Here is a 17,472-nt window from a genome sequence, read left to right on the forward strand (position 1 = left end):
CGAACTAAAAGCGGCATGTTAGGTTATCCCGATCCGACGATGAATTTTGGGGGAGGTTTTGATTTAGGGGGATGGGACTTTTAATGTGTTATACTAATTGTTATAAAACAGTTAGGACATTCACATGGCATCAGAACACTCTCTCGATATCTCTGCAAAAATTGATCTTCAAGCCTTTAAAGACGCTATCGCACAATCTGAAAAAGAATCAGCAGGACGTTATGATTTTAAAGGGGTTACGTATGAAATCAACTACCGTGAAAAAGAGAAACAGCTTATTTTGTTAGCATCCAGTGACAGTAAACTCGATGCGCTGAAAGACATTGTAATCGGCAAGCTGATTAAACGAGGACTTTCCTCTAAAGCTCTTGAAGAGCTCAAAACCGAAGATGCAAGTGGTGGAGCGCGTAAGGCCACCTATAAAATTGTTGATAGTATTGAGTCTAAAGAGGCAAAAAAAATTGTTGCAGAGATTAAAAATCTTAAAACCAAAGCATCAGCTGTGATAGAGGGGGATTCGATTCGGATAAAATCAAAACAAATCGATGAACTCCAAAAAATAATGGCGCATATCAAGTCGATGGAGTGGGAAGCCCCTCTCGTCTTTGATAATTTTCGTTAAGAGTTTTTAATGAATAAAAAACGGTATAAAGCGATCGATAAACGGCTCATAACTGAGGGCTCACAGATTGACTTTAACCTTTTTATGAGTAACGAAACCAAAAGTGCTATGAGCCTTTTTCTACAAAGTGATACTGCTGTGGACGGCGATGCAAAAGTCAAACTTCGTGAAATTGAGTCGGTTTACGTCTCTGAAGAAGATGAAGACAAATACAAAGCATACGTTGAAAAACACCTGCAAAGTATCGCTCGTAGCAACGATATACCTACCGAACAAAAAGCCCGTTTGGTCTACGAAAAAGCATCCGAATCGATGGATGCGATGTTTAAAAATCCTGAATCCCTTGAAAATGTTAAAAATGCTCAACCGATAGTCAATAATTTTATCGAAATTATTTTGCACGATAAGTGTGCCGTTGAGTCGCTGATGAGAATAACCGCACACGATTACTATACCCACACTCATTCGATTAACGTGAGTATCTATACCCTCAGTCTTGGTTCATATCTAGGGATCAAGGGGAAAGATCTGGAAGTGTTGGGGATGGCGGCAATCTTGCATGATTTGGGGAAAAGTAAGATCGATTATGAGATTATCAACAAAAATGGTAAGTTAACCGATGAAGAGTTTGCCCAGATGAAACACCATCCTGCCCTCGGGCATGATATCGCATTAAAGTTGAATATCAATGATGAGCGGATTTTAACCGGTATTCGACATCATCACGAAAAGATTGTGGGAGGCGGATACCCTGATAACTTGAGCGGAGATCAGATCAGTCAATTCGCTCGTATTATTGGTGTTTGCGACGTGTTTGATGCCCTCTCGACCAAGCGCTCTTATAAAGATCCGATGAGCTCTTTTGAATCGTTACTGCTAATGAAACAGCAAATGATTGGGCATTTGGATATGAGTATAGTGGATGCGTTTATCCGAATGTTACATAAACAAGGACAAAAATGAAAAAGATGACAATAGCCGATGCAGCGGAATATTTTAATGTTTCCAAAGAGGCGATACATAACCGTATTCGTCGCGGGAGTTTAGATTGCATCGTGGAGAATGGAGTCAAATACGTTGCAGTAGAATCAGCTAAATCTAACGTATCGGCTAACGTTGTGAGTGATAGCCGTTATACGCAATACATCGAGAAAGAAAATGAGCGGCTTCGTGAAAAAGTAGATGTTCTCGAAAAAGAGACGACGAGACTTCGTGATCAGCGAGAACAGATGCTGATTGATGAGCGGGTAAAAGTTGAGCAAATCTACAAAGAACGAGATGCTCAGTTGAGAAGTATTTTACATGTGGTTGCCACAAAGTTTCTCTCTCACGCGAATGAAGAAGCAGTGATGCAAGAGGTGGATGCAATAAATGCAGATGTCGTTGAGAGTGAAATTGATGAATGGGTTTCCCTCAAATCTTTTTTAAAGTTAAAACGGATAAAAGATAAAGAGAAGAAGAAAATCAAAAATCGTTTTGAACTGGCAGTAGAAAATAGTGATGAGCGTTTGGTTCTTCGGGATGAGAAGATATGTCTAAACCCTTCTCGCTATGATTATGCTGATCTTCTTAAATGAGATAAAATGAAACGGATACGGATTCAGAACGTTATTACTGAAACCGACTCCCAAAATTATACTGCGATTGAAAAATGGATTCTTGATATCGGTGATATGTTGGAGTGCGATCTTTTCATAGGCATTGGATTTCGAAATGACAAAGAACTTCTTTTAGAAAAAAATCACCCTATCACTCCTCCAATCAAAGAACGGATAGAACAAGTTCGGCATCTCTATATTAGGGAAGAAGACTTGCCGATTTACAATCTATTTATCGATCAAATTATTCAGGCAGTTGCCCAAAATACAAAAATAGCGATTACCAAAAAAGCGGCGGTTATCTATCGGCAGGCATCCGTGATTTTGGATGAAATGTTCTCGAATCCTGAGGAATTAGAAAATGTCCCAAAATCGAAAAAGGTGGTCAATACGTTTGTCAATACGATTTTCAGCGATGCTCATGCGATTGAATCATTGATTAAAATCACCGCTTATGATTATTATACCCATACCCATTCGATCAATGTATGTGTTTATGCGCTGAGTTTAGGATCGTATTTGAGATTAAAAGCTGATGTTCTCGAAGAGTTGGGGATGTCGGCACTATTACATGATTTAGGGAAAAGCAAAGTGGATCATGCTATTACTAATAAAAACGGTCGTTTGACATACGATGAGTATGAGAAGATGAAGCATCATCCTTCTTATGGTTATGCTATTGCCGTGAAATTAGGGATTAGTGATCGCAGGGTATTGGATGGGATACGTCATCATCATGAAAAGCTCGACGGAAGTGGATACCCAGATGGACTTCATGGGGAGCAGATCACCCTTTTTGCCCGTATTATAGGTATATGTGATGTATTTGATGCACTCTCAACCAAACGTTCGTACAAAGATCGGTTAAGTTCTTATGATGCGTTACATCTTATAAAAGAGACAATGAAAAACCATTTGGATATGTCGATCGTCGATGATTTTATCAAAATGCAACGTCATGAAGAGTTTTAACGTCTGCTTCGTCGGCTCCCTTCTTTCGGCTGAAATTTAGTAGGAGGGGGAGCTTGCCGTCCTTTGGCTCGGTTTAGGTTGTTAAAACACCCCTGACAGATCGCAAACTCCGCGTTTGGCGCTAACGGCTTTCCGCACGTTTTACATCGAGGGACGAAGTGGCTTTGTTGGAGGGAATTTTCGATAAAACGGTTCAGTTCGCCACGAAACAGTCGTGCTTTTTCCGCATCCACGAAAAACTCCGACATTCGATACGAGAGCCACAGATAGAGGCTGATCTCTTTGATCCGATCTTCCGCCTCTTGGAGCTCTTCCATCGATAACGCATAGTTCCCCAAACGTTGCGGCGGGATATAGGCTATCGGCTTTTTCTGCTCCAATGCCCTCACATAACGCTCGAATGATGCCATCACGAGGGGTGATGAGGTGGAAAGCGGTGCGGTAGCGAGAGTGTATTTGGTGCGCATATCGAGATCGTAACGGTCGATAATAGCAGAGGCTTCCTGCATCGATTCGAGATTAGCCGCACGGAAAGGGCCTTCAAACTTCATGTTTTCGACGAAAAAATCGACGATAGCGGAGAGCGATTTCTCCTCCAAAATATTGGAAACGAGCATGATGTGATCAAAATTCGCCATAACATTAAACGGCAGTGTTATAGGTTCGATATTTTTGGTAAAGAGGCTAGTAACGGTTTTGAGAACATCTCCCGTGAGCGCCCCGACGTACCCTTTTTCACTTAACCCATAACGTCCCGCCCGTCCCGAAATCTGCCGTACTTCTGTAGCAGTGAGGTTACGCTGGTTTTGACCGTCGAATTTGTCCGCTTTGGAAAAGAGCAATGTTTTGATCGGGAGATTCAACCCCATGCTGATTGCGTCAGTGGCGACGAGGATATCGGTCTCCCCTTCGCGGAAACGGCGTGCCTCTTCACGGCGAACTTCGGGGCTGAGGTTCCCGTAAATAACACTCGTTCGATACGTTTTAGAGAGCTGTTGTTTAAGCCGTAAAGCATTGTTGCGGGTAAAAGCAATAACAGCGGTTTTAGGCTCAATTGCGTCAATCGGAGTAGCTGTTTTGAGAAGTTCGAGAGGATTTTTACGCTCAAACTCGACAACCTCCAAAGGCTCGCCCAAATATTCAGCTAACGCAATAACCGCCTCGCGGGCATTGGGTGAGCCCGTCATAATAACGGTTTTTGCAGGAGCACCGATGATGGCATTCGCCCACGCCCATCCTCGATCACGATCATCGATCATCTGCACCTCATCGATGACACAGCAGTCCACTTCAACTTCGAAGCTGAGCATCTCGATGGTGGAGCTGATATGAGTGGCATCTTCGTCGAGAAGCTGTTCTTCTCCGGTGATCAGTGACGCACTAACCCCATCATCCCGGAGGTTCTCATACCCCTCTAACGCTAACAAACGTAACGGCGCGAGATAGTATCCTGTCCCCGCCTTTTTGAGGTGTTGAAACGCCGTATAGGTTTTACCGCTGTTAGTGGGACCCGTGTGAAAGATCAGACGGCGGCGGAGGGATCGGGCGAGCGGGAAGAGGTTTTTGAAATCGCGCACCGTTCGCGCTAACAATGCTTGGCGCTGACGTTTGAGGAGTTCCCCTGCAATCCGCTGATCGTAGGAAAACAGTACACGTCGTGACGTTTTGGAACTGATATGAGGAGTCAGGGTGAGATACGGTAAGAGTAGCTCATAGACGATAGCATAAAGTGAATCTTCGTCCATGTCCAAAAGTTTGGAACGTTCACGGCATTCATTCACCAAATGCTCTAACTCACCCAAAAATGCGCGCTCTTCGTGGATGCTTTGCTCTTCCACCATCGTAGAGATAGTTAGCTCCTCTTCATTCCAAATTTGTCGGCTCAGCTCGTGCGCATCCAAATGGAGTGAGAGGGTATATTCGAGCGGCTCCTCGCGGCGAGGAAGGATAAGCTGTTTCTCAATCTCGATGATCAAATCATCGGTGCCTACTGAAATGAGCGGAGTATTTAAATGATGTACCAAAACGTCGCGTAAAACATCGATGTTAAGTGATCCGTAGGTTTGAGTCGATGGGGGTGCGCTTTTAAGCGAAGCGATGATCTGCTCACGATTTAGATAACGATGATTGGTGAGATTGAGAGAGGATAAAAACAGGTTGGTTTGCTCTTGTTTTTGGTGTGTTAGTGCATTTTTAAGCTCACCGATTTCAGGGACTAACACCTCTAAAGTCTCTTCGTGGAGCCGTTTTTCATTTAGCGGCGGGGTTTTGAGGACATGGATTTTGGTAAAGCTCTCCGTATCGATACGATAGGTGATCGGAGCGTAATATTCCAGCGTATCATCATAGTTGAATTTCCCCTCCAGAGCTTTTTCGAGGGTCTCACGTTTTCGAGTATAACGGATGTGCTCGAGTTTGGACGCGATTTTATCGGGGGTGATTTTACGGGTACGGATGTCGATAAACGCCGCATGAAGATCACGTCGTTCCGCATCGCTAATCTCAAAAGCCTCTAAGAGTTCATCAATCTTCTCTTCACGTTCGTGCGGCTTCTCTTTGGGTTTCGGGTTGGGATATATTTTCCCCTCATGTTTGAAAAACGCAACGATCATTTCGCGGTTGTCAGTTTCTCCCTCCGACCACAAACGGCGGAATGTTCTAATCAAGGAAGTTTTATCGGTTGAACCCTCAAATATCCCCAGTGTATGGGCGAGGGCGATAAGTACCTCGGTAGGGACTCGTTCAATACCCTCATCAAATCCCTCATCGCCGAAAAAATGGCGAATGGATTGGTTGAGTTTTATCATTTTTTTCTTTTTCTTTGCCATAGTGTAAGTGTAGCCTAAAATCCTAAGGCTAAAGCATTTATTGGTTTGATAAACTCTCATAAAATAATATACGGGAAAAACTGATGGTCGATCTTAACGTCGATGAATGGACGCAGGAAGAATTTTTACGTAACAAAAAAGAGCTTGAATCGGACGGCGTGAAAGTACTCCTGATCGATACGATTTTAAACCCTATCGATGGAACCGAAACAACTCTCTATGCGCCGCCACTTTTAAAAGCGGAACCAAAGGGGAGTGTGTTTGTCTTTTATTGCGACACAGGTAAAAGCTCTAAAGAGCGTTTAGGGGAATTTCGATCCAAATTTCCAAACCATGTGTGTATCAGTTTGCGAGGAGGACGTGGCTATTGGCGCAAGAATCTGAGGGTATAACAAAAGCGTGTGAGGCGTTTGTCCGATCCCTCGAAGAGGAGCGTTATTATGACGCGCATGAGGATTTGGAGCATTTATGGTTTTTGCGTCGCTTTGAGGACGACAATGAGGTAAAATTATGGAAAGGGTTTATTAACGCTGCGGTTTGTTTTGAACTGATAAAACGAAATCGTATAGAGCCTTCCGAAAAAGCTTGGCAGACCTATCTCAAATATTCTTCCCTACTTGCGAATCTTATTACTCCTCATAAAGAACTCTACGGTAAAATTGTAGAATTAATAGAAGAAAAACATCATTATGTCATCCTGAAGCTTGAGCTCAGGGAATGCAAATGTACCTAAAGGAATATACTATGTCTGAATTTACAGAAGCGATGGCATTTCGTCATGCGTGTAAAGTGTTTGATAGCGAGAAACAAATCCCTGAATCGGAGTTTGACTCACTGTTGGAGGTAGCGCGAACCTCCCCATCTTCCTTTGGAATGGAACCGTGGAGAATGATTGTCGTTCGTAAACCGGCTCTACGCAAAGCACTCAAAAGTGCCTGCTGGAATCAAAGCCAAATTACCGATTGTTCAGAACTCGTGATCTTTACGACCGATAATGATACGGTTCGCAGTGACACTCCGTATGTGCGGAAAATGTTTGAACGTCGAGGACTACCAGTTGAAGCGGTCGATATGTATATGGGTGTCTACAAAAACTATTTAGAGCCAATTGAGTGTGATGAGGTATTGTTGGAAAACTGGACGGCTAAACAGTGTTATATAGCCTTGGCAAACATGATGACTTATGCAGCGACACTTAAAATCGATAGTTGTCCTATTGAAGGGTTTGATAAAGAGTCGGTTGAAGCGATTTTGGATCTTGAATACGGACACAGTGTTGCAGTTATGTGTGCTTTTGGATATCGTGTAAAAGAGCAAAGTGAGCAAAAACGGCTTGATCTAAAACAGATCGTTGAATATCGATAATCAAGGGCGCTAATGTTATCAAAAATCGAACATGTCGAAAACAAAATGGCGGATTATAGTGATATAGCACTGGGGTATGCGACAGAGTATGGACTTAAAATCCTCGGGGCACTTGCCATCTTTCTGGTCGGGAAATGGATAGCCCATAAAATTATCGCATTGATGCGACGGGGCATGGAGCGTGCACGCGTTGATCCGACATTGATTTCGTTTGCGAGCAATGCGCTTTATGTTGTTTTGATTATCATGATTGTGGTGGCCGCGATTAGCAATATCGGCGTGGAAACCACCTCGTTTATGGCTGTTTTCGGTGCGGCAGGGCTTGCAATCGGATTGGCACTTAAAGATACCCTTGCGAATGTCGGTGCGGCTGTATTAATTATCTTTTTTCGACCATTTAAGGTGGGGGATTTTATCGAGGCCTCGGGAGTTATGGGAAATGTTAAATCGATTAACCTTTTTTCGACAACCCTCACTACCGCCGATAATCGTTCAATCATCATCCCTAATGGTGCATTGATCGCCGGTAATATTATCAACTATACGGGCAATCATACACGCCGTATCGATATGACGTTTCAAATCGATTATAAAGATGATTTGAGATTGGCAAAAGAAGTCGTTTTTAATGTACTTCAATCGCATGAAAAAGTCCTTAAAGAGCCTGTACCTATGGTAGCAGTCGGGGCATTGGAACGTGATGGGGTACAGTTGATCGTACGACCGTGGGTAGCAGTGGAAGATTATTGGGATGTCTCATTTGAGATTACCGAAGCGGTCAAGCTTGAGTTTGATAAGCACCATATCACTGTTCCGTTTCCACAAATGGATTTGCACGTTAAAAAAGGGGAATTATGATTCGAAAAGGGCTAGCACTTTCCTTTATAACGCTAGTAGCTATGGCAGAAGAGACACCGATTATCACCCACAGTGAATTTTCCTATATCAATACCAAGGGTAATACCAATACGACTTCCTTGGCGTTTGAAGGAGCGGCAAAAAAGCAATGGGATAAAAATATTTTTCGATTGAATGCCAATATGTATAAATCCACCGATAGCGGTAAGACGTCCAAAGACAAATGGTCGAGCGAGTTCAACTACGATTACCAAATTTGCCCGAGAACCTCACTGAACTATTTGATAGGATATAAAGAGGACCGATTTAGCGGATTTGATTATCAGTTTTATAGCGGACCGGGGATGGGGGTAAAGGTTATCGATTCTCCTGCTCACAACCTCGATGTGCAAGCCAATATTCTCTATGGAGAAGACAAGCCTGAATACCTTCCGAGAGATAGCTATTTTTCGAGTAAATTAGGTGCGATCTATCATTGGCAAATTCAGGAGAATTTGAAATTTATCCAAGAGGCTACGTACAGGATTAATCTCGAAGACACGCAGCAAAACTTTTTTTATAGTAAAACGGCAATTGAAAATAAGATTAATTCAACCCTCTCAATGGGGGTGAGTTATAAAATCGATTACGTTAACACACCGCCACCACCATCAGTTAGAACTGACCGAACATTTTTAGTATCATTGATTATCGACTACTAACATCTTTTTGGGTTTATTATTGATCCAAAACGCTACGGCTGCACCGAGTGCGGCAACTGCTCCAGCAACAAACAGATAGCTCGGGGCATACTGATATACTATTCCCGCCCCTAATGCCCCTACAAAGCCTCCTAACCCGTACGAAATACCAAAGAAAAACTGTTGAGAGAGGCGACGTGCGTGGTAGAGAGAGAATAAAACGCTGATTGCGGCAGTATGAAAAAGGGCAAAGCTAAAGGCATGAAGTGTTTGAGAAGCAAAGAGCACCATTAAAGAGCTAGGAAAAATGGCGACCAAAAGCCAACGAAGTGCCGTTATAAAAGCGGTTATCCATAAAAGTGCATGGAGATTGCGCATTAGCAATTTACCCTGAAAATAGAACATCATGATTTCGGCAATCACCCCAAAGCTCCATAGCCATACGGTCATTTCCAATGAAACGCCGTGATCGGTGGTATAGATGGTGAAGAAGTTGTAAAACGGCCCAAAACTCACCTGCATGAGAAAAAAGCCTATCCAGAGAGGAATATGCTTTTTGATTGAAAAACGGCATGCTTCATCCGAAGCACCGCACTCATTAGAAGGAATATTCCCCTCTTTAAGTCCGATCAATGCACCAAACATGAGGGTCGAGAGTGCCATGGCAATCAAAAAACCTATCCCGATGTAGGGGGTGGTGAGATAGTTAACGAGAATGAGGGCAATGGCAATAAAACCGATTGAGCCAAAAAGGCGTATTTTCCCATACCGCTCTTTACCGATGTGCTCTAGTGCGATCACTTCGATATAAGGGAGAATCAATGCAATCCCAATCCCAAAGAGAACATTCATACCGAGTAGAGGCCAAAAATGCTCTAGTGCGGGATAAAAGCCGATGGCACCAAAGGCCATAAGAGAAAGTGCGGTAAAAAAAGTTTTTTGACTAAGGCGAAACCCTTTGAGAAATAAAAATGGGATAGCAAATCGGACTAACGGTGCAGAAGCGAAGATAACCCCAATGGCTGAAGGCTCAAATCCTACCTGTGATAGTATTTTTGGGATGAAAATAATGTGTACCCCAATGAGGGCAAAATAGAAAAAATAAAAAGAGGCTATTAAAACGGATAAAACGGACACGTTAGGCTTCACGGATGACAGCAGTGCCGCTGAGAAGATCGTGAAGTGCGCGTTTATCTTTGCGAAATATCCCGATAAAAAACCCAACCAGAGTGATGATGGAGATAAAGTAACCGATAAAACGTACCGTTAGTTTTAAAACAGAGGCATTTTGAAGGGTTTTCACGTCCACAACACGGATACGGGCCAGTTTTTTCCCCGGTGTTTGGCTACTAGTGTGCCAAAGCCATACGTAAGTGATGAGAAATAGGGTTATTTGCGTGATGGATGCGATAGGGTTTGGCGGATTGGTTTGTGCTTTTGGATCATGTACTAATACGTCCAAACCACTGGCGCTGTGCATCTGATCGTATCCGAAGATCGCCATAGTGAGGAGGGAGATCGGCAAGCCAATCATAAAAATATCGGTGATAAACCCTGCTGCACGAGGCCAAAAAAGGGCAAAGAGTGTTTTTGGTTTTTGGTTTTGCGGATAAGATTGTTTTTTAGTTTTAAGGGTTCGCCATCTCATAACGAAATTATAACGTTATTACTGTTTGTTTACCAATTTGATTCATAATTCTTTTATCCCGATTGACAGCAGCAAGTCAATAGAGATTTTTTTCATTCATCACTCACTCCTTAAGTTTCAAAGCATCGGCGAGACTCCATACTCGCCTTGCCTATCTTCCTAGTAAACAAATCCAAAAAAATAAAAATTTTATGAAGTGTGGCTAACACGCTAGGCGTGTTAACGTTTGAGCCCGATAAGGGTTTCGAGGAGGGTATCAGAAGTGGTAATCGTTTTACCATTAGCTTGGTAACCGCGTTGGATGATGATAAGGTTGGTGAGTGATTTAGATAAATCGACGTTCGATGCTTCGAGCGCCGAACTTTGCATAAATCCGCGTCCTGCCGTTGCCGCCGTACCGATGATCGGATCACCTGAGTTCGCTGATTGGAGATAGACATTACCTCCATCGCTTACTAACCCTTCATTATTGGCAAACTTAGCCATACCGATTTGTGCCAAACCAAACGAACGTCCATTTGAGAATGATCCGACTAATGTACCGCTTTGGTCGATTCGGATACCGACTAAATCTCCACCTGGAAAACCATCTTGGGAAATACCGCTGGTTGCTGATGGATTGTCAAAACTTGTGATACCGTCGAATGCTCCGATTGATCCAAAATCAAGATTGACGGCTTGGTTTGGTGCTGCACCATTGTTCGGTGAAAAGTCAATACTTGGAACGTTGTATCCTACAAGTTGTCCATTACTCCCAAATTGGATAATTCCACCTTCTAAAATATTTTCATAAGGGGTAACTCCGCCGATTGAACCTGGTTGAGGTACAGTAATCGTGTATCCCCATTCTGTTATTCCATTCGTTGTATTGATAGATTGTTTACGAAAATCCATTTTAACCGTATGTTTAGATCCGAGGGAATCATAAATATCAATACTGGCTGAATGGGATGCCGCATTAACTGCTTGAGATTGTTTGACGGATGTACCGATAGGAAGTGCACCTGCCATAGTGGCAAAATTCGCAGTAAATCGTGTGTTTTCAACCGTATTGGTATCAACAATCGATGAAATTGCGAGGGTTAATGGTGCAGTACCAGCTGCGTTCCCAACAATAAATTTACCTTGATTGTTGACGGTAACTTCAGATCCAGGAGAGGTTGATTGTGCAAATGTTTCTAACCCGCTGCGCAGATCGGCTGTCGTTTGAAAATAGTAGGTTTCAGGCGATGTAGCCGTATCTGTTGTTCCTGCTAATGTTGCATCATTTGTGTAACGAAAGTTTTGAGATGTTGCCCCTCCATTAAACGAGACAGTAATACCTTGCCCGATGTAAGGGTCTGCCGTTGTTGATGGAGTTAATTGAAATGCATCTCCGCTACCATCAAACATAACTCCCAAATCTTCTGCTACGGCTGTTCTTCCATCGGGGGTAGTTACGGCGCCGGTGTTGTCAATGATATACGTAGGGCTATATTGGGTAACAGTTCCACTAGAACTCAAGTTTGCCTTAACAACTACTGCACTACTTGCATTTGCCGGAGTAGTAAGTCCTGGCGGGATTTGGATATTGGCAATCGGTGCGGTCGAATCCACTAGTCCTGTATCTTTATCCCGGAGCCAACCTTGGACAATAAAGCCGTTGTTATCGACAAAATTTCCCTGTCCATCGAATTTAAAATCCCCTGAGCGACTATATTTGTAGGTATTTCCACCATCAGAGCTGACGATAAAGAAACCATCACCTTGGATAGCAACGTCGGTATTTTTATCGGTATTTTGAATGGAGCCTTGTGAATGGATCCGAGTGACCGAAGTGATAGATGACCCTAACCCGATCTGTACGGCGTTTTTACCACCGAGTTCCCCTTGGGGAGCTGTCGCGATTTGGTTGGTTTGGGCTAACAAATCCGAGAAGTTGGCACGAGAGTATTTATAACCGATCGTGTTAACGTTAGCAATATTGTTAGACTCAACGTCCATTGCGATTTGATGCGATTGCAATCCGGTAACACCTGAGAAAAGTGATCGTAACATAATATGTCCTTTATGACAAAGTAAAAATTAAAAGCAAAAAGTGGTCCAAAACTAGCGTCTCATTGAGAGGGCTTTTTGGATCATCTCATCAACCGTGGTAATGATTTTTGAATTGGCTTGGTACGCACGCTGCATAATAATCATATCGGTAAGTCCTACATCGGTACGGACATTGGAAGCTTCGAGGTTTCCGCTTCGTACGATCGCTCCGCTAATAGCATTACCATTCGCATCGGTCCAAAATAGGGGATTACCGCTATCAGCACTCTCTTGATAGTAAGTTCCCCCCTCACGGTTGAGTCCTTGGTCATTTTGAAAATGATAAACCGCAATTCGCCCTATGGCACTTTGACGACCGTTGGAGAAATCGGCGATAATAACACCGTTAGCGTTAATGCCGTATTTTGTAAGAGTTCCTCCGGATACGCCATCGGAACGAGAAGAGCCGCTAGTACCGACACCATCGATCGAGATGACACCACTGTATCCTGTTCCTAAATCAACGGAGACTTCTGTCCCATCATTGTTCATGGAGGTGATATCAAAACTTGAAAGAGCTCCAGATTCACCAAAAACTGCTTGACCGTTTTTGGTATCGTAGACGATACTGCCATCATTAGAAACAACGGTAGCAACAACATCCCAAGCAACCCCTGTCGCGGGCTGTGTAGCACTCATACTAAAGGTAAGTTTGAGACGATTAACATCATTTGCAGCACTGATAACGTTGGAACTAATGGTTCGGGTTTCATTTTGGACACCGAGATTTCCAAAAAAACTGGTTTCTGTTGTGGGAACTACGGGGTAGGCTAAGCGAGTAGGAAATTCCAAAATTCCTTGTTCATTCGCTCCGGTTAATTCCGCTTCATTGGTTGGATTGGTGATCAGATAGGCCCCGGTAGTACCGTTAGAATCAAAATCACCGTAATCAAATGTACTGTTGTAAGCAAAATTGGTGAGCATGGTCCCTTTAACATACATTCCATCGCCGGTTACAAGGCGCGCTGATGCTGAATTGACGTCTCCCGCAACTTGTTGGAAGGTATCGAATGCAAAGCTTCCATCACGAGTGTAATAGTGTTTGTCATTGGTTGTCATAACCCCAAACCATCCATTTCCTTCTAAAGCCAAATCATTAAACCGATCTGATGGCATAAGAGCGCCTTGCTGCATTTGAAAACTGGTGGCTTGTAGCTTGACCCCATATCCTATATCATTACTGGTAGGGGTATTGTTACCGATTGCTTTGCTGAAAAGGTCAGCAAATTCGGTTGTGCTTGCTTTATAACCGGTTGTCCCGACATTGGCAAGATTATCAGAAATAACGTCCAGTCCATATTGATGGGTTTGAATTCCGGTAATGCCTGAATAATATCCTTGTGTCATGTTATTGGCCTGTCACTTCTTTGATCGAACTGAAATCAACATAGTTTGATCCAAGTTTCGCATAGGTTTTACCGCTGTCAAACTTGATAGATTCAATCGGGTAAAGCCCTACGCGTGCAGTAGCGGATGTCCCATCTGCTTTTGTGTAAGTTGATTCGACATAGTAAATCCCCTCATCGAGAGTGGCTCCGTTATTGTTGGTTCCATCCCAGGTATATTTGGCGATGCCGGCATCGGTAGCACCGATGGCCATTGTTCGCAAAACATTACCGTTATTGTCGAGAATATTGACATTTCCGGTTGTTACATCATCCGGGTAATAAAGTTCGAAATCAACTTTTCCCCCTTTTTCGAGAACAACGGCATTGCTTCCGGTATCGGCAATTTTACCGATTGCAGAGATACCGGAGTATTGCAATGAGGAGGTCAATGAAGCGGCAAGCTCTGAAAGTGCTTTATTGGTATTTTCAGAAGCTTCAAGTGCTGCGAGTTGAGATGTTTGGGACAAAATTTTCTCACTGTCCATAGGAGCAGTGGGATCTTGGTATTTTAGTTCCAAAAGCAACAGTTTTAGAAAATCGTCTTTTCCTAATACACTGTTAGGATTGACTGTACTGGTTTGAGTTGTTGTTGAAGCAGCACCTAATGTGTTGCCGTATGCGTCGATAGCCATAATATTCTCCTCTAGTTACGCGTAATGCGGAATAATGATTTCAAGAGCACTTAATTGCTCTTCATTCAGGGTGAGTTCTTCGAACGACTCGTACGATTTGAACACATTTTGGCGCTGCTCTTGTTGGTGCTGTTGATGTTGGGCATTGCTTTGTTGTTGATTCTCTCCGCCGGACATAAAGTTCATCGTAGCATTAGTGATCCCCTGTGCTGCCAATTGAGCTTTAAGTTCCGTCGCATTGTGCGCTAAGAAGGCGACACTGGTTGTGTTATTAGACTGAATATTGACATGAACGTTGTTGCCGCGTTGAATCAACGTCACTTCCACCTCTCCCAGTTTCTCAGGATTGAGTTTCATCGTGAGACGGGTGAAAGGGGGCTTGTACTCTTGAACCGCCTCTTTTAGATCGCTCGCGAAAAGTCGCATGCTTTGTTGCGCTTCTTTGGATTTTACTTCGAGTGAATCAGCTTTAAGCGGTTGAAGATTTTTGCTCCCCTCTGTTTCAACTTTTAGGACGTTACTCTTTTCACCTTCTCCCTCAGCGCTATCTTGGCTACCCTGCAAAAGGCTTATAAGCGTTTCACCTTTTGTTTTTTCCGGTGTTGCTAGCGATAGAACTTTTTCATCATTACGTTTGAGTGTTTCAGTCAAGACCCCTGTAGCCTCAGCGCCGGATTCTTTTGGACGAGCATCAACGCTTTGAAGCAATGCTTTAAGTGATCCTGTTTCCGATTTTTCTGCACCCTCTTTTTGAGTAGATTCCGTGGAACTTGTTTTTGTACTTTTTTGTTCTTTCCCTTTGATATCGCTCAAGAGCTGGGTGATCGCTTCAAAAGGAGTTTTTTCGGCAGCAGTAGCAGGTAGTGAAGCCAAAACTTTAGCTTCCAAAAGAGGTTTTGAGAGCAATTCGGTACTGAATGATGCTTTCTCTTCCGGATCGGTGATCAGGGTGGACAAATGGATAGATTCAGGTTCTAGCCCCAGTTTTTGAGCTAACTGCACTAATCCCATTAATGTTTTTGGAAGGGCGGCAATATCTTTTTGGTATTCAGGAGCTTTTTGCGTGATCTCATTTTTAAGATAATCTTTTGCTTTATGGATCAGCGTGCGTACCTGATCATCAGTGAAAGCGCCTAAAAGCTCTTTTGAAACAAGCGAAGATTCTTTCTCTTCGCCCCCTAAAAGCGCTTGAAGCTCTTTTAACGCACTATTTTTTGTATCTGTAGATTTGAGAGAAGTATTTTTTGGGTCGATGATCGTTTTAAAATCAGTCGATTTAACCACTTTTGCCTCATCAGCTGTGGCTTGTTTCCCAAAAGTCGACAAAAGCTTGGAAAAAAGATCATTCGATTTTGTATTTGACGTTTTATTGTTTCCGCCCAATAAATCGATAAGTGATGCTTGAGATTTTGTCTCTTTGCTTTGAATGATCATGGATGATCCTTGTGTGAGCGCACATTGAACGCTCTTTTGGTTAAAGTAATACAGTAAAGCAAAAAATATTCCATTCTCGTAAGTAACCTATTGGTAACAATATGTATTTGCCTTAACATTTCCTTAACCTTATGTGAGATATAATCCGCGAAAATCTTTGCCCTCATTTTAAAGGACAGCAATGCAAAAAATTCGTAACATCGCCGTAATCGCACACGTTGACCACGGTAAAACGACTTTAGTTGACGGGTTGCTTAAGCAATCTGGTACATATGGAAGCCACGAGCAAGTAAATGAAAGAGCTATGGACTCTAACGCCCTTGAAAAAGAGCGCGGGATTACTATTCTTTCTAAAAATACAGCGATTCGCTTTGGCGATCATAAAATTAACGTTATCGACACTCCGGGCCACGCCGATTTCGGTGGAGAAGTTGAGCGCGTATTGAAAATGGTTGACGGGGCTTTGATCCTTGTTGATGCGTATGAGGGTGTTATGCCTCAAACGAAATTCGTTGTTAAAAAAATGTTGGCTCTTGGACTCAAGCCAATCGTTGTTATTAACAAAATCGATAAACCATCGGCTGATCCTGAGCGCGTAGTCGACGAAGTATTTGACCTTTTCGTAGCAATGGACGCGACGGAAGATCAACTCGATTTCCCAATCATCTATGCAGCAGCTCGTGATGGTATGGCGAAACTCAATATGTCTGACCCTGATGGTGATTTCACTTGTTTGTTCAACACTATCCTAGAAAAAGTGCCTGAGCCTACTGGTGATCCTGAGAACCCAACACAATTACAAGTTTTCACATTGGACTACGATAATTATGTTGGTAAAATCGGTATCGCTCGTATCTTCAACGGTAAAATTGCAAAAGGGGATAACATTCTCCTTGCAAAAGCCGATGGTGAAATGGTTAAAGGTAAAATTTCTAAATTGATCGGATTCATGGGTCTTAACCGTATGGAGATCCAAGAAGCAGAAGCGGGTGATATCGTTGCTGTTGCCGGTATTGAAACGGTAGATGTTGGGGATACTATCTGTGATCCACAAAATCCTATGCCACTTGACCCTATGCACATCGAAGAGCCTACCTTGACCGTTGTTTTCTCGGTTAATGACTCTCCGCTTGCAGGTCAAGAGGGTAAACACGTTACCGCGAACAAAATCCGTGAGCGTCTTGATTCTGAAATGAACACCAACGTAGCAATGCGTTACGAAACGGTTGGAGAAGGTAAATTTATCGTTTCCGGTCGTGGTGAGCTTCAAATCACGATTCTTGCAGAAAACATGCGTCGTGAAGGTTTCGAGTTCGGTATCGGACGTCCTGAAGTTATCGTAAAAGAGATCGAAGGGGTCAAATGTGAACC

At 43.1% G+C, this 17,472-nt stretch carries 17 protein-coding genes; 10 read left to right on the forward strand and 7 right to left on the reverse strand.

Features of this window, described 5'->3' with window-relative positions:
* Positions 1-124 precede the first annotated feature (124 nt).
* The 4 genes from PHR02_RS09785 to PHR02_RS09800 are packed head-to-tail and all read left to right on the forward strand — an operon-like array spanning position 125 to position 3,192.
* Positions 125-622 carry a YajQ family cyclic di-GMP-binding protein gene (locus PHR02_RS09785; protein ID WP_299991628.1) on the forward strand — a complete coding sequence of 166 codons (498 nt, stop codon included), beginning with the start codon at positions 125-127 and terminating at the stop codon, positions 620-622.
* Between the two features lie 9 nt (positions 623-631).
* The gene (locus PHR02_RS09790) at positions 632-1,585 is read left to right on the forward strand and encodes an HD domain-containing phosphohydrolase (RefSeq protein ID WP_299991630.1); all 954 of its coding nucleotides are present in this window, start codon (positions 632-634) and stop codon (positions 1,583-1,585) included.
* Entirely contained in the window at positions 1,582-2,199 is a 618-nt protein-coding gene (locus tag PHR02_RS09795; RefSeq protein WP_299991631.1) for a DNA-binding protein, read from the forward strand. The genes PHR02_RS09790 and PHR02_RS09795 overlap by 4 nt, the downstream gene beginning before the upstream one ends.
* 6 nt (positions 2,200-2,205) lie before the next feature.
* The gene (locus PHR02_RS09800) at positions 2,206-3,192 is read left to right on the forward strand and encodes an HD-GYP domain-containing protein (RefSeq protein WP_299991633.1); all 987 of its coding nucleotides are present in this window, start codon (positions 2,206-2,208) and stop codon (positions 3,190-3,192) included.
* On the opposite strand, the gene PHR02_RS09805 is transcribed toward PHR02_RS09800, so the two are convergent.
* Entirely contained in the window at positions 3,189-6,020 is a 2,832-nt protein-coding gene (locus PHR02_RS09805) for a helicase-related protein (RefSeq protein WP_299991634.1), read from the reverse strand. The two genes, PHR02_RS09800 and PHR02_RS09805, sit on opposite strands and share 4 nt — an antisense overlap.
* 83 nt (positions 6,021-6,103) lie before the next feature.
* Between PHR02_RS09805 and PHR02_RS09810 the strand changes: the two genes are divergently transcribed.
* The 5 genes from PHR02_RS09810 to PHR02_RS09830 are packed head-to-tail and all read left to right on the forward strand — an operon-like array spanning position 6,104 to position 8,944.
* On the forward strand, positions 6,104-6,412 hold the full coding sequence (locus PHR02_RS09810; protein ID WP_299991636.1) for a hypothetical protein: 309 nt from the start codon (positions 6,104-6,106) through the stop codon (positions 6,410-6,412).
* Entirely contained in the window at positions 6,388-6,753 is a 366-nt protein-coding gene (locus PHR02_RS09815; RefSeq protein WP_299991637.1) for a DUF309 domain-containing protein, read from the forward strand. The genes PHR02_RS09810 and PHR02_RS09815 overlap by 25 nt, the downstream gene beginning before the upstream one ends.
* A gap of 11 nt (positions 6,754-6,764) precedes the next feature.
* Positions 6,765-7,385: an NAD(P)H-dependent oxidoreductase gene (locus PHR02_RS09820; protein WP_299991639.1), complete on the forward strand. Its 621-nt coding sequence runs from the start codon at positions 6,765-6,767 to the stop codon at positions 7,383-7,385.
* A 12-nt stretch (positions 7,386-7,397) separates the two neighbouring features.
* Positions 7,398-8,243, forward strand: a complete 846-nt coding sequence (locus PHR02_RS09825; RefSeq protein ID WP_299991641.1) for a mechanosensitive ion channel domain-containing protein — start codon at positions 7,398-7,400, stop codon at positions 8,241-8,243.
* Positions 8,240-8,944 (forward strand): DUF481 domain-containing protein, encoded by a 705-nt coding sequence (locus PHR02_RS09830; RefSeq protein ID WP_299991644.1) that lies wholly within the window; start codon positions 8,240-8,242, stop codon positions 8,942-8,944. Before PHR02_RS09825 ends, PHR02_RS09830 begins: the two co-directional genes overlap by 4 nt.
* Here the strand turns inward: PHR02_RS09830 and PHR02_RS09835 are convergent.
* The 6 genes from PHR02_RS09835 to PHR02_RS09860 all read right to left on the reverse strand — a co-directional run bounded on the left by PHR02_RS09835 (position 8,924) and on the right by PHR02_RS09860 (position 16,101).
* Positions 8,924-10,060 (reverse strand): MFS transporter, encoded by a 1,137-nt coding sequence (locus tag PHR02_RS09835; protein WP_299991647.1) that lies wholly within the window; start codon positions 10,058-10,060, stop codon positions 8,924-8,926. The two genes, PHR02_RS09830 and PHR02_RS09835, sit on opposite strands and share 21 nt — an antisense overlap.
* A 1-nt stretch (position 10,061) precedes the next feature.
* A complete protein-coding gene (locus tag PHR02_RS09840; protein ID WP_299991649.1) occupies positions 10,062-10,571 on the reverse strand; it encodes an RDD family protein in 510 nt (169 codons plus the stop codon).
* Between the two features lie 219 nt (positions 10,572-10,790).
* Positions 10,791-12,608, reverse strand: a complete 1,818-nt coding sequence (locus PHR02_RS09845) for a flagellar hook-basal body complex protein (protein ID WP_299991651.1) — start codon at positions 12,606-12,608, stop codon at positions 10,791-10,793.
* A gap of 51 nt (positions 12,609-12,659) precedes the next feature.
* Positions 12,660-13,994, reverse strand: a complete 1,335-nt coding sequence (locus PHR02_RS09850) for a flagellar hook-basal body complex protein (protein WP_299991654.1) — start codon at positions 13,992-13,994, stop codon at positions 12,660-12,662.
* 1 nt (position 13,995) lies between these two features.
* Positions 13,996-14,667 (reverse strand): FlgD immunoglobulin-like domain containing protein, encoded by a 672-nt coding sequence (locus PHR02_RS09855; RefSeq protein ID WP_299991655.1) that lies wholly within the window; start codon positions 14,665-14,667, stop codon positions 13,996-13,998.
* A 15-nt stretch (positions 14,668-14,682) separates the two neighbouring features.
* Positions 14,683-16,101, reverse strand: coding sequence for a flagellar hook-length control protein FliK (locus PHR02_RS09860; RefSeq protein ID WP_299991658.1), 1,419 nt, complete (start codon positions 16,099-16,101; stop codon positions 14,683-14,685).
* A 181-nt stretch (positions 16,102-16,282) separates the two neighbouring features.
* Between PHR02_RS09860 and PHR02_RS09865 the strand changes: the two genes are divergently transcribed.
* Positions 16,283-17,472 (forward strand): GTP-binding protein (locus PHR02_RS09865; protein WP_299991661.1); only part of this gene is annotated, 1,190 nt, incomplete at its 3' end.

Origin of the sequence: Sulfuricurvum sp. (assembly GCF_028688295.1) — a bacterium.
Taxonomy (GTDB): Bacteria; Campylobacterota; Campylobacteria; order Campylobacterales; family Sulfurimonadaceae; genus Sulfuricurvum.

Bases quoted from the DNA above. Each gene is read 5' to 3' on its own strand.
- PHR02_RS09825 (WP_299991641.1), top strand. From the start codon at position 7,398: ATGTTATCAAAAATCGAACATGTCGAAAACAAAATGGCGGATTATAGT.
- PHR02_RS09790 (WP_299991630.1), top strand. From the start codon at position 632: ATGAATAAAAAACGGTATAAAGCGATCGATAAACGGCTCATAACTGAG.
- PHR02_RS09805 (WP_299991634.1), bottom strand. From the start codon at position 6,020: ATGGCAAAGAAAAAGAAAAAAATGATAAAACTCAACCAATCCATTCGC.
- PHR02_RS09810 (WP_299991636.1), top strand. From the start codon at position 6,104: ATGGTCGATCTTAACGTCGATGAATGGACGCAGGAAGAATTTTTACGT.
- PHR02_RS09800 (WP_299991633.1), top strand. From the start codon at position 2,206: ATGAAACGGATACGGATTCAGAACGTTATTACTGAAACCGACTCCCAA.
- PHR02_RS09850 (WP_299991654.1), bottom strand. From the start codon at position 13,994: ATGACACAAGGATATTATTCAGGCATTACCGGAATTCAAACCCATCAA.
- PHR02_RS09845 (WP_299991651.1), bottom strand. From the start codon at position 12,608: ATGTTACGATCACTTTTCTCAGGTGTTACCGGATTGCAATCGCATCAA.
- PHR02_RS09785 (WP_299991628.1), top strand. From the start codon at position 125: ATGGCATCAGAACACTCTCTCGATATCTCTGCAAAAATTGATCTTCAA.
- PHR02_RS09795 (WP_299991631.1), top strand. From the start codon at position 1,582: ATGAAAAAGATGACAATAGCCGATGCAGCGGAATATTTTAATGTTTCC.
- PHR02_RS09820 (WP_299991639.1), top strand. From the start codon at position 6,765: ATGTCTGAATTTACAGAAGCGATGGCATTTCGTCATGCGTGTAAAGTG.
- PHR02_RS09860 (WP_299991658.1), bottom strand. From the start codon at position 16,101: ATGATCATTCAAAGCAAAGAGACAAAATCTCAAGCATCACTTATCGAT.
- PHR02_RS09840 (WP_299991649.1), bottom strand. From the start codon at position 10,571: ATGAGATGGCGAACCCTTAAAACTAAAAAACAATCTTATCCGCAAAAC.
- PHR02_RS09830 (WP_299991644.1), top strand. From the start codon at position 8,240: ATGATTCGAAAAGGGCTAGCACTTTCCTTTATAACGCTAGTAGCTATG.
- PHR02_RS09855 (WP_299991655.1), bottom strand. From the start codon at position 14,667: ATGGCTATCGACGCATACGGCAACACATTAGGTGCTGCTTCAACAACA.